Origin of the sequence: Burkholderia sp. Tr-20390, assembly GCF_017104595.1 — a bacterium.
In the GTDB taxonomy this organism is placed as follows: Bacteria; Pseudomonadota; Gammaproteobacteria; order Burkholderiales; family Burkholderiaceae; genus Burkholderia.
Genome location: NZ_JAAGPC010000070.1, coordinates 1 through 14,358 on the forward strand (window position 1 = coordinate 1; position 14,358 = coordinate 14,358).

The window sequence follows — 14,358 nt, forward strand, 5'->3', positions numbered from 1 at the left end:
CACGATCGCCGCGCCGGTCGTCGGCTTCAGCGACGACGTCCGCGTCGGCGCGCCACCGCACGCTGCCAGCAGCGCCGCTGCCGCAGCGGCCGCCACCCACCCGGCCACCCGGGGCCCAAACCACATACAATGTCCGTTCTTGATGGAAACCGCCATGTCAGATTTTCTCGACCAATATCCGATGCTCATCTTCGCGCTCGAAGCCTTCGTAGCGCTCGCCCTGCTGATCTTCATCGTCGTGTGGACGTCGTCGGGCAGAAAGAAGCACAACCGCAAGCCGCGCTAACACCCTGACGCGCTCCGCACGCTCAATGCAGCGTGCGCGGCATGTGCAGTGCGAACTCGTCGACCGGCGCCTCGAAACGCTCGCCGTCCTCCGCCACGCAGAAGTACGCGCCACGCATCGTGCCGACCGGTGTCGCGATCACGGCCCAGCTCGTGTACTCGAAGTGCTCGCCCGGCTGGAGCAGCGGCTGGTGCCCGACGACGCCGAGCCCCTTCACTTCCTGCACGTGGTTCTCGCTGTCCGTGATGATCCAGTGACGCGCGATCAGCTGTGCTGCGACCTGTCCCGTGTTGCGGATCGTCAGCGTGTACGCGAATGCGTATTGACGGCGATCGGGGTCGGATTGTTCCGGCAAGTAGCTGGTTTTCACCGAAACGGTGAATTGATACTGACTCATGGTGTTTCCGCTGGAAGATGACCGCCCGTGCCGGCATGGGCAACGGGGCCGCGGGCGCGCCGCATTGGTTCGGCATTCTATGCGCAATCCGGCCTCGACCGCACGGCCTGCCGCCGCGCATCGGGTCGCCGGACGGTAGAATGGCGGTTTTGCGCCGCAACGTCCCCGCTCCCCTGCCATGACCCAATTCCGCATCGCTCCCAGCATCCTGTCGGCCGATTTCGCACGGCTCGGCGAAGAAGTCCGCAACGTGGTCGCCGCCGGCGCCGACTGGATCCACTTCGACGTGATGGACAACCATTACGTGCCGAACCTGACCATCGGCCCGCTCGTGTGCGAAGCGATCCGCCCGCACGTGCAGGTGCCAATCGACGTGCACCTGATGGTGCGCCCGGTCGACCGGATCGTGCCCGATTTTGCGAAGGCCGGTGCCAACCTGATCAGCTTCCACCCGGAAGGCTCCGATCACATCGACCGCACGCTGTCGCTGATCCGCGACCACGGCTGCAAGGCCGGCCTGGTGTTCAACCCGGCCACGCCGCTGAACTACCTCGACCACGTGATGGACCGCCTCGACTTCGTGCTGCTGATGTCGGTCAACCCGGGCTTCGGCGGCCAGTCGTTCATTCCGGAAACGCTGAACAAGCTGCGCGAAGCACGCGCACGCATCGACGCGTACACCGAGCGCACCGGCCGCGAGATCCTGCTCGAGGTCGACGGTGGCGTGAAGACCGACAACATCGCGGAAATCGCGGCGGCCGGCGCCGACACCTTCGTCGCGGGTTCGGCGATCTTCGGCAAGCCCGACTACCGCAAGGTGATCGACGAGATGCGCGCCGCGCTCGCTACCGTCGAGCGGAGCTGACGCCGTGGCCGACTCGTCGCTCGCCGGCCATGCGCCGGCCGGGGCCGTACCGGAAGCCGCTCCGATCCGCTTCGCCACGTCACGCATCGACGCGGCGCTGATCGATCTCGACGGCACCATGGTCGATACGGCCGACGATTTCACGGCCGGCCTGAACGGGATGCTCGCGCAGCTCGGCGCGCCGGCCACGTCGCGCGACGAGGTGATCGGCTACGTCGGCAAGGGCTCCGAACACCTGATCCAGAGCGTGCTGAAGCCGCGCTTCGCGGCCGACGAGGCGCACGCGCGCTTCGACGACGCGCTCGCGATCTACCAGACCGAGTACGCGAAGATCAACGGCCGCCACACCCGCCTCTACCCGGACGTGGCCGCCGGTCTCGACGCGCTGCGCGCAGCCGGCATCCGGCTCGCGTGCGTGACGAACAAGCCGCATCGCTTCGCGGTCGAGCTGCTCGAGCAATACGGGCTGGCCGATTGCTTCGGCATCGTGCTCGGCGGCGACAGCGTCGCGCGCAAGAAGCCCGATCCGCTGCCGATGCTGACGGCCTGCAACGCGCTCGGCGTCGCACCGGATGCGGCAGTCGCGATCGGCGACTCGGAAAACGATGCGCTGGCGGGCCGCGCGGCCGGGATGGCGACGCTGACGGTGCCGTACGGCTACAACCATGGCAAAGCTATACAAACGATAAATTCGGATGGTATAGTCGATTCGTTGCTGGTCGCAGCTCGCGCAATCTCCGCGCACAACGCCGGCCGGCCAACCCTCTGATTATTTCTTCCATCTGCATGTTTCTGAATAAAAAACGGAGTCTGAGCAGCATCGACCGGGGAGCCTGGCCCTGGCGTCGCTGGTCGCGCTAACCTCTTCGATGAGGTACGCTGAAGCACGTCTTCAGCGCCGTTTTTTATCTCGCTGCGCATCCGCGCGCCGATCGTCGCACCACCTCGAGTTCTACCGCGTCCGAACGCTTGCGTTCAGGCACGGCCGCAGGCTCGCGACGTTCACGCCCGGAGTGCCGGCCGGCAACAGGCACTTCTCGATCGACCGCCCTTTCGCCGACGGCAACCCGCGCAGCGTCAAGTGATCCCTGGCGCACGCGCCGCTCGTCCCGAACAGGACCGGAACATGACCGAACTCGAATTTCAATCGCTCGCGAACGAAGGCTACAACCGCATCCCGCTGATCGCGGAGGCCCTCGCCGATCTCGAAACGCCGCTGTCCCTCTACCTGAAGCTGGCCCAGCCCGAACGCTCGGGCGCCAACTCGTTCCTGCTCGAATCGGTGGTCGGCGGCGAACGCTTCGGCCGCTATTCGTTCATCGGCCTGCCCGCCCGTACGCTCGTGCGGACCCGCAACGGCGTGTCGGAAGTCGTGCGCGACGGCGAGGTCGTCGAGACGCATGACGGCGACCCGTTCCAGTTCATCGAATCGTTCCAGGCGCGCTTCAAGGTGGCGCAGCGCCCGGGCCTGCCACGCTTCTGCGGCGGTCTCGCCGGCTATTTCGGCTACGACGCGGTGCGCTACATCGAGAAGAAGCTCGCGAACACCGCACCGCGCGACGATCTCGGCCTGCCCGACATCCAGTTGCTGCTGACCGAGGAAGTCGCGGTCATCGACAACCTCGCCGGCAAGCTGTACCTGATCATCTACGCGGACCCGAGCCAGGCCGAAGCCTATACGAAGGCGAAACAGCGCCTGCGCGAACTGAAGCAGCGCCTGCGCACGACCGTGCAGCCGCCCGTTACGTCGGCGAGCGTGCGCACCGAGACGTTCCGCGAATTCAAGAAGGATGATTATCTGGCCGCCGTGCGCCAGGCGAAGGAATACATCGCGGCCGGCGAGCTGATGCAGATCCAGGTCGGCCAGCGCCTGACGAAGCCGTACCGCGACAATCCGCTGTCGTTGTATCGCGCGCTGCGTTCGCTGAACCCGTCGCCGTACATGTACTACTACAACTTCGGCGATTTCCACGTGGTCGGCGCATCGCCGGAAATCCTCGTGCGCCAGGAAAAGCGCGGCGAAGACCAGATCGTCACGATCCGCCCGCTTGCCGGCACGCGCCCGCGCGGCAACACGCCCGAGCGCGACGCGGAACTCGCGACCGAGCTGCTCAACGATCCGAAGGAGATCGCCGAGCACGTGATGCTGATCGACCTCGCGCGCAACGACGTCGGCCGCATCGCGGAAATCGGCTCGGTGCACGTGACCGACCAGATGGTCATCGAGAAATACTCGCACGTGCAGCACATCGTCAGCTCGGTCGAAGGCAAGCTGAAGCCCGGCATGACGAACTACGACGTGCTGCGCGCGACGTTTCCGGCCGGCACGCTGTCCGGCGCGCCGAAGGTCCGTGCGATGGAACTGATCGACGAACTCGAGCCGGTCAAGCGCGGGCTGTACGGCGGCGCCGTCGGCTACCTGTCATTCTCGGGCGAGATGGATCTCGCGATCGCGATCCGCACGGGCCTGATCCACAACGGCAACCTGTACGTGCAAGCGGCGGCCGGCGTCGTCGCGGATTCGGTGCCCGAATCCGAATGGCAAGAGACCGAGAACAAGGCGCGCGCGGTGCTGCGTGCGGCCGAACAGGTCCAGGACGGCCTCGATAGCGACTTCTGACCGGAGACTGACCATGCTGCTCATGATCGACAACTACGACTCGTTTACCTACAACCTGGTCCAGTACTTCGGCGAACTCGGCGAGGACGTGCGCACCTACCGCAACGACGAAATCACGCTCGACGAAATCGCGCGCCTGAATCCCGATGCGATCTGCCTGTCGCCCGGCCCGAGCAATCCGCAGCACGCGGGCATCACGCTCGACGTGCTGAAGGAATTCGCGGGCAGGAAGCCGATCCTCGGCGTGTGCCTCGGCCATCAGGCGATCGGCGAGGCCTTCGGCGGCCGCGTCGTGCGCGCGAAGACCATCATGCACGGCAAGGTGAGCAAGATCGAAACCGACTGCCGCGGCGTATTCGCCGACCTGCCGAAGCACTTCGACGTCACGCGCTATCACTCGCTCGCGATCGAGCGCGAATCGCTGCCCGACTGCCTCGAGGTGTCCGCCTGGACCGACGACGGCGAAATCATGGGCGTGCGCCACAAGACGCTGCCGATCGAAGGCGTGCAGTTCCACCCGGAATCGATCCTGTCCGAGCATGGCCACGCGCTGCTCGAGAATTTCCTGAAACAGGCCCGCGCCGCGGCCGCGCAAGCCGCCTGACGGGAGCCTCACGATGACGATTACCCCGCAGGAAGCGCTGCAGCGCACGATCGAACACCGCGAAATCTTCCACGACGAGATGCTGCATCTGATGCGGCTCATCATGCGCGGCGACATGTCGCCCGTGATGGCGGCCGCGATCATCACCGGGCTGCGCGTGAAGAAGGAGACGATCGGCGAGATCGCCGCCGCCGCGACCGTGATGCGCGAATTCGCGAACCACGTCGAGGTGCAGGACAACTCGAACTTCGTCGACATCGTCGGCACCGGCGGCGACGGCTCGCACACGTTCAACATCTCGACCGCGTCGATGTTCGTCACGGCCGCGGCCGGCGCGAAAGTCGCGAAGCACGGCAACCGCGGCGTATCGAGCAAGTCCGGCAGCGCCGACGTGCTCGAGGCGCTCGGCGTGAACATCGACCTGCAGTCCGACCAGGTTGCCGCGTCGATCGCCGAAACGGGCATGGGCTTCATGTTCGCGCCGAACCATCACCCGGCGATGAAGAACATCGCGGCCGTGCGCCGCGAGCTCGGCGTGCGCACGATCTTCAACATCCTCGGCCCGCTGACCAACCCGGCCGGCGCGCCGAACCAGCTGATGGGCGTGTTCCACCCCGACCTCGTCGGCATCCAGGTGCGCGTGATGCAGCGCCTGGGCGCGCAGCACGTGCTGGTCGTGTACGGCAAGGACGGGATGGACGAGGTATCGCTCGGCGCGGCAACGCTCGTCGGCGAGCTGCGCGACGGCAAGGTGCACGAATACGAGATCCATCCGGAAGACTTCGGCCTGCAGATGGTGTCGAACCGCACGCTGAAGGTGGAAAATGCCGACGAATCGCGCACGATGCTGCTCGGCGCGCTGGACAACCAGCCGGGCGTCGCGCGTGAAATCGTCACGCTGAACGCCGGCACCGCGCTCTATGCGGCGAACGTCGCCGAGTCGATCGCGGACGGCATCCAGCTCGCCCGCGAAGCGATCGCGAGCGGCAAGGCCCGTGCGAAAGTCGACGAACTCGTGCGCTTCACGCAGCAGTTCAAGCGCTGACTCCCCTTACGAATCAAGCAGGAATCCACATGAGCGACATTCTCGACCGAATCATCGCCGTCAAGCGCGAAGAAGTCGCGGCGGCCATGCGCAGCGCGCCGCTCGAGGCACTGAAACTGGAAGCGTCCGCGCGCGACCTGCGCGACTTCGTCGGCGCATTGCGCGCGAAGCATGCGGCCGGCCACGCGGCCGTGATTTCCGAAATCAAGAAGGCCAGCCCGTCGAAGGGCGTGCTGCGCGAGCATTTCGTGCCGGCCGACATCGCGCGTTCGTATGCAGCGCACGGCGCCGCGTGCCTGTCGGTGCTGACCGACGAGCAGTTCTTCCAGGGCAGCGCCCGCTATCTCGAACAAGCGCGCGCGGCCTGCGAGCTGCCGGTGCTACGCAAGGACTTCATCGTCGACGCGTACCAGATCATCGAAGCGCGCGCGATGGGTGCCGACGCGATCCTGCTGATCGCCGCCGCGCTCGACACGCCGCTGATGCAGGATCTCGAAGCGTATGCGCACTCGCTCGGCCTCGCGGTGCTGGTCGAAGTACACGACCGCAACGAGATGGAGCAGGCGTTGACGCTCAAGACGCCGTTGCTCGGCATCAACAACCGCAACCTGCGCACGTTCGAGACGTCGATCCAGACCACGCTCGACATGCTCGACATGATTCCGGCGGACCGGATCGTCGTGACCGAATCCGGCATTCTGTCGCGCACCGACGTCGACACGATGCGTGCGGCGAACGTGAACACGTTCCTCGTCGGCGAGGCGTTCATGCGCGCCGAGCAGCCGGGCGAGGAACTCGCACGGATGTTCTTCTGATGGCAATCGAAAAGGAAATCAAGCTCGCGCTGCCGGCCGGCCAGGCCGACGCCGCGCGACGCTTCTTCGAGACGCTGACCGGCGAACCCGGTCGCGACATCACGCTCGCGAACGTCTATTACGACACGCCCGATCTCGCGCTGGCCCGCTCGAAGAGCGCGGTGCGCGTGCGCCGCACGCCGCAAGGCTGGCTGCAGACGTTCAAGACGGTCGGCAGCGCGGAAGGCGGCCTGCATCGCCGCCACGAGTGGGAGCTGCCGGTCGCCGGCGACGCGCTCGAAATCGACGCGCTCGTCGCGGCCTGCGACGTGCCGGAAGCCGCCGCCGCGCTGAATGACGCGGCCGGCTCGCTGTCGGCGCTGTTCCGCACGGATTTTTCGCGTACGCTGTGGCGCATCGCAATCGGCGGCGCAACCGTCGAAGCCGCGGTGGACCTCGGCGAGATCGTCGTCCAGGCGGAACACGAAACGCGCCGCGAACCGATCAGCGAAATCGAACTCGAACTGATCGACGGCCCGGAGGCGGCGCTTGCAACGCTCGCCGCCGAATTGCAGCAAGCGCTGCCGGGCCTCGTTCCCGAAAACATCAGCAAGGCGCAGCGCGGCTACCGGCTGCGCGCGCAATAACCCGCATCACGCATGGCAACCCGCAAGACTTCCCGCGCGCCGCAACAGGCGTCGCTGTTCGATGATCCCGTGCCGGAAACGGCGCCGGCCGATATTCCGTCCCCGGCACCCGAAGCGCCCGCGGCCGGACGCAAGCCCGCCAAGAAAGCCGCCGCTCCGGCTGCGGCCCCGACGGCACCGCAGCCCGTTGCCGCCGACGTCCCGCACCTCGCCGCGCAATTCGACGCGCTGCCGCCCGTCTGGCGCGACGTGCTGAAACCCTTTACCGACAGCGACGCGTACGCGCCGCTGTGCGGCTTCGTCGATGACGAGCGTGCGGCCGGCAAGACGGTCTACCCGACCGACGTGTTCCGCGCGCTGCGCCTGACGAGCCCGGACGACGTGAAGGTCGTGATCCTCGGCCAGGATCCGTACCACGGCGACGATCGCGGCACGCCGCAGGCGCACGGGCTCGCGTTCTCGGTGCCGCCGGCCGTGCGCACGCCGCCGTCGCTGCGCAACATCTTCAAGGAAATCGCCGCGAACTTCGGCCACGACACACCGCGCCACGGCTGCCTCGACACCTGGGCGCGCCAGGGCGTGCTGCTGCTCAACACGGTGCTGACGGTCGAGCGCGGGGCCGCCGCGAGCCATGCGAAGCGCGGTTGGGAGCAATGCACGGACACGCTGATCCGCGAACTCGCCGGCCGCCATCAGGGGCTCGTCTTCATGCTGTGGGGCGCCCACGCGCAGGCGAAGCGCGCGCTGTTCGACGCCAGCGCGCACCGCGTGCTCGAGGCGCCGCATCCGTCGCCGCTGTCCGCGCACCGCGGCTTCCTCGGCTGCCGCCATTTCGCGCTCGCGAACGATTATCTGGTCGAGGCAGGCCGCGAACCGATCGACTGGCGCCTGCCTGAAGTGGCGGAAACGCTCGCGTAACCGCCGCGCCGCCGTTCGTTCGCCACGGCAGCCGGCATGCGAAAACGCCGCGCCCCTTTCGGGACGCGGCGTTTTTTTGTCGGGCGACGCGGCGGGTGCGACGCACCCGCATCGACCTTACGCGGCGGCGATCGCTTCGCGTGCGCCAGCCAGCGCTGCGCTTTGCGCATCCGCGCCGAGGTTCAGGCCTTCCGCGAAGATGAAGTTCACGTCGGTCATGCCGACGAAGCCGAGGAACGTGCGCAGGTACGGGGTCTGGCTGTCGTTCGGCGTACCGGCGTACTTGCCGCCACGGGCCGTCACCACGTGAACCTTCTTGCCCTTGATCAGGCCTTCCGGACCGTTCTCGGTGTAGCGGAACGTGACGCCTGCACGTGCGATCCAGTCGAAGTACGTCTTCAGTTGCGACGAGATGCCGAAGTTGTACATCGGTGCGCCGATCACGATGATGTCGGCAGCTTGCAGTTCGGCGATCAGTGCATCGCTCTTCGCGACGATCGCATTCTGTTCCGCGGTGCGCTGGTCGGCCGGCGTGAAGAACGCGCCGAGCACCGATTCGTCGAGGTGCGGCAGCGCATCGGCCAGCAGGTCGCGAACCACGACGTTCGCGCCGGGATTCGATTGTTGCAGCTTTGCCGTCAGTTCGTTGGCCAGCAGCGTGGATTGCGCACCTTGCGAACGCGCGGCGGAATTGATTTGCAGAATGGTCGTCATGTCAGGCTCCAGTAGGGTTGCGCTTTGGTAGCGCGAGTGACGCCATTGTGCGCGGCCGCATGATCGCGAAAAAGCGGGTTCAGGGCGACGGATTGTTGCAGCAGCAGAACAATCGTTGATCGTGCCCCGATACCCGCTTCCGACCGCTCACCCCTTCAGCCAGGCCTCCCGGGCCTTCGAGACCGCGGCCGGCTTCGCGGCCGCCGTCAGCCGGTAGCGCGTGACTTCCGGGCCGTCGAGCTTCAGTTTCGCGGTGCGCAGCTCGTCGCGACGGAACGCGTGAACCTCGACCTTGTCACCCGGCCGGTAGCGCGCGAGCAGTGCGTCGAGGTTGGTGCCCGTGACGCGCAGCCCGTCGACCGCGATCAGCGTGTCGCCGGCCGACAGCCCCGCGCGATGTGCGGCGCCGCCTTCGTAGACGGCCGCGAACGTGCAGTCCGCGCCGCCGCGCAGGCGCGCGCCGATCGTCGGCTTCGCGATCGCGCCGTTCGCCACATCGGGCGCGAGCGTCACCCCGAACGGTGCGAGCAGTTCGGCGAGCGGCAGGTCGCGCGTGCCGTGCACTGCATCGGCGAACAGGCGGCCGAGCGCGACGCCCGTCGCCTCCTCGATCAGCGCCTCGACTTCGTTCTCCTCGACGCCCGCCTGCTTGCCGCGATAGAAATCGCGGCCGTAGCGCTGCCACAGCAGGCGCATCACGTCGTCGAGCGACTTCTTGTTGCGCGTCTGCGCGCGGATCGCGAGATCGAAGGCGAGCGCGACCAGCGAACCCTTCGTGTAGTAGCTGACGATTGCATTGGTCGCGTTCTCGTCCTGGCGGTAGTACTTGATCCACGCGTCGAACGAGCTTTCGGCGACGCTCTGCTTCAGGCGCCCCGTGCCGCGCAGCACGCCGCCGACGGTGCGGCCGAGCGCCGCGAAATATTCGTCCTGCGACATCAGCCCGCTGCGCACCAGCATCAGGTCGTCGTAATACGACGTGAAGCCTTCGAACAGCCACAGCAGCGACGTGTAGTTTTCCTTCGACAGGTCGTACGGCACGAACGCCGCCGGCTTGATGCGCTTCACGTTCCACGTATGGAAGTACTCGTGGCTGCAGAGCCCGAGATACGTGCGATAGCCTTCCGTCGTTTCGGGCCGCCCTTTCACCGGCAGGTCGGTGCGGTTGCAGATCAGCGCGGTCGACGCGCGGTGCTCGAGGCCACCGTAGCCGTCGCTGACCGCCAGCGTCATGAACACGTAGCGGTCCATCGGCGCTTTCTTCGATTTCGGCTCGAACAGCGCGATCTGCGCTTCGCACACGCGCTTCAGGTCGGCGCGCAGGCGCTCCAGGTCAAGCTGCGTCACGCGCCCCGCGATCACGATGTCATGCGGCACGCCATGCGCGTCGAACGTCGCGAGCGCGAATTCGCCGATCGTCACCGGATGGTCGGAGAGCTCGTCGTAGTTCGCTGCGCGATATGTACCGAACCCGTAGCGCTTGGTGCCGCGCGCCTCGGGCAGCGACGTACCGACGCGCCATGCGCGGAACGCCGCACCGGCCGGCTTCGCGATGTCGACTTCACACGGCGCATCCTCGCGGCCCGCAACGCTCAGGAACACGGCCGTCGCGTTGAAGAAGCCGCCCGATTCATCGAGATACGCGGAGCGCACCGACAGGTCCCACGCATACACGTCGTAGCGCAGCGTCAGCGTGCCGTTCACGGGTGCGGCCTGCCACGTGTGCTTGTCGGTCTTCGCGATCCGCACCTTGCGGCCCGCGTCATTGAAAGCGCCGAGCGTCACGATATTGCGCGCGAACTCGCGCACCAGGTAGCTGCCCGGAATCCACACCGGCAACGAAAAGCGCTGGCCTTCGGGGTCGGGATCGGTGACCGTCACCGACACTTCGAACAGGTGCGCGGCAAGATCTTTCGGAACAATCGAATAGCGGATCGGCTGGGTCATCGTGGCAATCGGTCGGTCGAATACGGCGGCGGAAACGAAGAGAGGCGCCGGCAGATGCGGGCGCCCCTCGCTGGCCAGGCCATGCGGCCCGGCGTGTGGTCGGTTACTTGCTCGAGGCGAGCGCCTGGTTGAGCTGGTCGGCCGACACGGCGCCCGGCAGGCGGCGGCCGTCCGGCAGGAAGATCGTCGGCGTGCCCGTGACGTTCATCCCGCGGCCGAGTGCGAGGTTCTTGTCGAGCGCGGTCGTATCGCAGGTACCGGCGCCCGACGGCGCGCGGTGGTCGAGCATCCAGCCCTGCCACGTTTTCGCGCGGTCGGTCGCACACCAGATCGCCTTCGACTTCGCGGTCGAATCCGGCGACAGCACCGGGTACAGGAACGTGTAGACGGTCACGTTGTCGACCGACTGCAGCGTCGTCTCGAGCTTCTTGCAATACGGGCAGTTCGGATCGGAGAACACCGCGATCTTGCGGGCGCCGTTGCCCTTGACGACCTTGATCGCATTCGCGAACGGCAGGCTCGCGAAGTCGATCTTGTTGATTTCGGACAGGCGCGCGTCGGTCAGGTTCTTGTGCGTCTTGGTGTCGACGAGATCGCCGAGCAGCACGTAATCGCCTGCCGCATCGCTATAGATGATCTGCGAGCCGAGGTTGACTTCGTAAAGGCCCGCGACCGGCGCTTTCGACACGCTCTTGATCGGCGCGTCGCTGCCGAGGCGGGCCTGCAGCGTTGCTTTCAGCTTGTCGGTGGTCTGGTCGGCCTGCGCGGTGCAGCCAAGCGTCGCCATCGTGACGGCCAGCGCCAGCGACGCGATGCGGATCGTTTTTTTCATCGAAATCTTCCTTCAGCTCAATCGGAGTGCACGGCACAGTGTACGCCGTAACGGAACCGTGTCCGACCGGCGAAGCGGCCGAAGGTTCGATCGATCAGCCGAGCGCGGCTGATACGAGCCAGCGCTTCACAAGCGGCTGCGCGCCGACGAAGGCCATGCCCGCGTTGCGCACGGCCTTCGCGAGCGAGCCCGGCACCGCGAACAGCCGCTGCAGCCCGTCGGTCGCGACCATCAGCGCGCGGATGTCTTCGCGACGCGAACGCTCGTAGCGGCGCAGCAGCACCGTATCGCCGAGGTTGCGGAAGCTTTCCTTGCCCGCGATCGCGTCGGCAAGCGCCGCGACGTCACGCAGGCCGAGGTTCATCCCCTGCCCCGCGAGCGGGTGGATCAGGTGCGCGGCATCGCCGACGAGCGCGACGCGCGGTGCGATCAGCTTGTCGACCGTCTGCAGCGCCAGCGGGAAGCCGGCAGCCGGCGTCACGCAGTCGAGCGTGCCGACCTGGCCGTGCGACACGCGCTCGACTTCGGCCGCGAGCTGCGCCGGATCGAGTGCGAGCAATTCGTCCGCATGCGCGGTGTGCGCGGACCAGACGAGCGACACATGGCCGTCCGGCAGCGGCAGCAGCGCGACGATCTCGCCTTCGTGAAACCACTGGTAGGCGGTCTCTCGGTGCGGCAGCGACGCCTTGAAGTTCGCGACGACGCCGGTTTGCCGGTAGTCGCGCCGCTCGACCTTGGCCCCCATTTGCGAGCGCACCCACGAATGCGCGCCGTCCGCGCCGACGACGAGGTCCGCTGCCAGCACCTGCCCCGACGACAGCGTGAGCACGGCCGCATCGTCGCGCACGTCGAAGCCCTGTGCGCGCGCATCGAACCACGTGAGGTTCGGCTGGAACCGCAGCGCGGCGTCGAGCGACGCCTCGACCAGCGACGATTCGGCGATCCACGCGAGCTGCGGCACGGACGCCTGGTACGCGGAGAAATGCAGTTCCGCGTGCGCGTCGCCATACACGCGCATGTCGTAGACCGGCGCAAGCCGGCTGTGATCGAGCGCCTGCCAGACGCGCAGCCGCTCGAGCAGCGCCTGCGAACTGGAGGACAGCGCGTAGACGCGCGTGTCGAAGGCGAGATCGGCGGGGCGCGGCGTGGCCGGCTGGGCGAGCAAGGCTGTCTTGTAGCCGGACTGGGTCAGCGCGAGCGCGGCCGTCTTGCCGACGAGCCCGCCGCCGACCACGGCGACGTCGAAGGTGTGGTGGGCAGTCATGGCGGGCATTATAGCCGCGGGGCCAAACCCTTACGCGGCCGGACTTTGCGGGAAATCAGCAGAATCGCAGGCCGATGCGGCAACGCGGCGGCCCGCCGCATCGGCCATTCGGCGCCTGCCCGGAATCCGGGGCGTCGGCACGGTACAATAGCGACTCTGACCGTCGGCCCGCCGCGCCCCACGCGCCGGCCGCCCTTTTTTCCCGCGCCGCCGTGCCCTGTCCGGCCGCGCCGCCTTACCCGTCCGAAGGATTCCATGAGTCTCAAATGCGGCATCGTCGGCTTGCCCAACGTCGGCAAGTCCACCCTGTTCAATGCGCTGACCAAGGCCGGCATCGCCGCCGAGAACTACCCGTTCTGCACGATCGAGCCGAACGTCGGCATCGTCGAAGTGCCCGATACGCGCCTGAAGGCGCTCTCCGAGATCGTCAAGCCGGAGCGTGTCGTGCCGGCCGTCGTCGAATTCGTCGACATCGCGGGCCTCGTCGCGGGCGCGAGCAAGGGTGAAGGCCTCGGCAACCAGTTCCTCGCGAACATCCGCGAAACCGACGCAATCACGCACGTCGTGCGCTGCTTCGAGGACGAGAACGTCATTCACGTCGCCGGCAAGGTCAGCCCGATCGACGACATCGAAGTGATCAACACCGAACTCGCGCTCGCCGACCTCGGCACCGTCGAGAAGGCGCTCACGCGCTATTCGAAGGCTGCGAAGTCGGGCAACGACAAGGAAGCGGCGAAGCTCGTCGCGGTGCTCGAAAAAGTGCGCGCGCAGCTCGACCAGGGCAAGGCCGTGCGCGGCCTCGAACTGTCGGACGACGAAGCGGCGCTGATCAAGCCGTTCTGCCTGATCACCGCGAAGCCGGCAATGTACGTGGCCAACGTGAAGGACGACGGTTTCGAGAACAACCCGCACCTCGACGCGGTCCGCAAGTACGCGGAAAGCGAGAATGCGCCGGTCGTGGCCGTGTGTGCGGCGATCGAGGCGGAAATCGCCGATCTCGACGATGCGGACAAGGAAGCGTTCCTCGCCGACATGGGCATGGAAGAGCCGGGCCTCGACCGCGTGATCCGCGCAGGCTTCAAGCTGCTCGGCCTGCAAACGTACTTCACCGCGGGCGTGAAGGAAGTGCGCGCATGGACGATCCATATCGGCGACACGGCGCCGCAGGCGGCCGGCGTGATCCACACCGACTTCGAGCGCGGCTTCATCCGCGCGCAGACGATCGCGTTCGACGATTTCGTCACGTACAAGGGTGAGCAAGGCGCGAAGGAAGCCGGCAAGATGCGCGCGGAAGGGAAGGAATATGTCGTGCACGACGGCGACGTGATGAACTTCCTGTTCAACGTCTGAGCGTTGCGTTATCGCCTCAGTGAAAAGCCCGCTTCTGCGGGCTTTTTTCTTTTCGGCGCACTGGCCTCGTCACGA

General features: G+C 66.7%; 14 protein-coding genes and 1 pseudogene. 9 read left to right on the top strand and 6 right to left on the bottom strand.

Annotated elements, in window-relative coordinates; genetic code table 11:
- Both G3N98_RS39870 and apaG read right to left on the bottom strand, forming a co-directional pair.
- A pseudogene (locus tag G3N98_RS39870) lies at nucleotides 1–189 on the bottom strand (murein transglycosylase); the annotation flags it as partial.
- Nucleotides 190–308: 119 nt separating this feature from the next.
- Complete coding sequence (gene apaG / locus G3N98_RS20200; protein WP_011350820.1) at nucleotides 309–683, bottom strand: Co2+/Mg2+ efflux protein ApaG; 375 nt, start codon at nucleotides 681–683, stop codon at nucleotides 309–311.
- Between the two features lie 178 nt (nucleotides 684–861).
- On the opposite strand from apaG, the gene rpe reads away from it, so the two are divergent.
- From rpe to G3N98_RS20240, 8 genes are all read left to right on the top strand, one after another.
- Nucleotides 862–1,548, top strand: coding sequence for a ribulose-phosphate 3-epimerase (gene rpe / locus G3N98_RS20205; protein ID WP_011883156.1), 687 nt, complete (start codon nucleotides 862–864; stop codon nucleotides 1,546–1,548).
- A gap of 4 nt (nucleotides 1,549–1,552) precedes the next feature.
- A complete protein-coding gene (locus tag G3N98_RS20210; RefSeq protein ID WP_175239803.1) occupies nucleotides 1,553–2,317 on the top strand; it encodes a phosphoglycolate phosphatase in 765 nt (254 codons plus the stop codon).
- 357 nt (nucleotides 2,318–2,674) lie between these two features.
- Complete coding sequence (gene trpE, locus G3N98_RS20215; RefSeq protein ID WP_089424397.1) at nucleotides 2,675–4,168, top strand: anthranilate synthase component I; 1,494 nt, start codon at nucleotides 2,675–2,677, stop codon at nucleotides 4,166–4,168.
- 13 nt (nucleotides 4,169–4,181) lie between these two features.
- Complete coding sequence (locus tag G3N98_RS20220) at nucleotides 4,182–4,772, top strand: aminodeoxychorismate/anthranilate synthase component II (RefSeq protein ID WP_089472086.1); 591 nt, start codon at nucleotides 4,182–4,184, stop codon at nucleotides 4,770–4,772.
- Nucleotides 4,773–4,785: 13 nt separating this feature from the next.
- On the top strand, nucleotides 4,786–5,817 hold the full coding sequence (trpD, locus tag G3N98_RS20225; protein WP_043191545.1) for an anthranilate phosphoribosyltransferase: 1,032 nt from the start codon (nucleotides 4,786–4,788) through the stop codon (nucleotides 5,815–5,817).
- A gap of 29 nt (nucleotides 5,818–5,846) precedes the next feature.
- Nucleotides 5,847–6,632, top strand: coding sequence for an indole-3-glycerol phosphate synthase TrpC (trpC, locus tag G3N98_RS20230; protein WP_089472085.1), 786 nt, complete (start codon nucleotides 5,847–5,849; stop codon nucleotides 6,630–6,632).
- Nucleotides 6,632–7,258, top strand: a complete 627-nt coding sequence (locus G3N98_RS20235) for a CYTH domain-containing protein (RefSeq protein ID WP_089424394.1) — start codon at nucleotides 6,632–6,634, stop codon at nucleotides 7,256–7,258. Before trpC ends, G3N98_RS20235 begins: the two co-directional genes overlap by 1 nt.
- Before the next feature lie 12 nt (nucleotides 7,259–7,270).
- Nucleotides 7,271–8,176 (top strand): uracil-DNA glycosylase, encoded by a 906-nt coding sequence (locus G3N98_RS20240; RefSeq protein ID WP_206149045.1) that lies wholly within the window; start codon nucleotides 7,271–7,273, stop codon nucleotides 8,174–8,176.
- 117 nt (nucleotides 8,177–8,293) lie between these two features.
- Here the strand turns inward: G3N98_RS20240 and G3N98_RS20245 are convergent, their stop codons facing one another.
- The 4 genes from G3N98_RS20245 to G3N98_RS20260 all read right to left on the bottom strand — a co-directional run bounded on the left by G3N98_RS20245 (nucleotide 8,294) and on the right by G3N98_RS20260 (nucleotide 12,942).
- Nucleotides 8,294–8,890 carry an NAD(P)H-dependent oxidoreductase gene (locus tag G3N98_RS20245; protein ID WP_089472082.1) on the bottom strand — a complete coding sequence of 199 codons (597 nt, stop codon included), beginning with the start codon at nucleotides 8,888–8,890 and terminating at the stop codon, nucleotides 8,294–8,296.
- A gap of 147 nt (nucleotides 8,891–9,037) precedes the next feature.
- Nucleotides 9,038–10,837, bottom strand: a complete 1,800-nt coding sequence (locus G3N98_RS20250) for a PDZ domain-containing protein (RefSeq protein WP_206149046.1) — start codon at nucleotides 10,835–10,837, stop codon at nucleotides 9,038–9,040.
- Nucleotides 10,838–10,940: 103 nt separating this feature from the next.
- Nucleotides 10,941–11,669 (bottom strand): DsbC family protein, encoded by a 729-nt coding sequence (locus G3N98_RS20255; RefSeq protein WP_089424391.1) that lies wholly within the window; start codon nucleotides 11,667–11,669, stop codon nucleotides 10,941–10,943.
- 94 nt (nucleotides 11,670–11,763) lie between these two features.
- Nucleotides 11,764–12,942, bottom strand: coding sequence for a UbiH/UbiF family hydroxylase (locus tag G3N98_RS20260; RefSeq protein WP_089472079.1), 1,179 nt, complete (start codon nucleotides 12,940–12,942; stop codon nucleotides 11,764–11,766).
- A 246-nt stretch (nucleotides 12,943–13,188) separates the two neighbouring features.
- Here G3N98_RS20260 and ychF point away from each other — a divergent pair, with 246 nt between their 5' ends.
- Nucleotides 13,189–14,283 (top strand): redox-regulated ATPase YchF, encoded by a 1,095-nt coding sequence (ychF, locus tag G3N98_RS20265; RefSeq protein WP_089439131.1) that lies wholly within the window; start codon nucleotides 13,189–13,191, stop codon nucleotides 14,281–14,283.
- Nucleotides 14,284–14,358 lie beyond the last annotated feature (75 nt).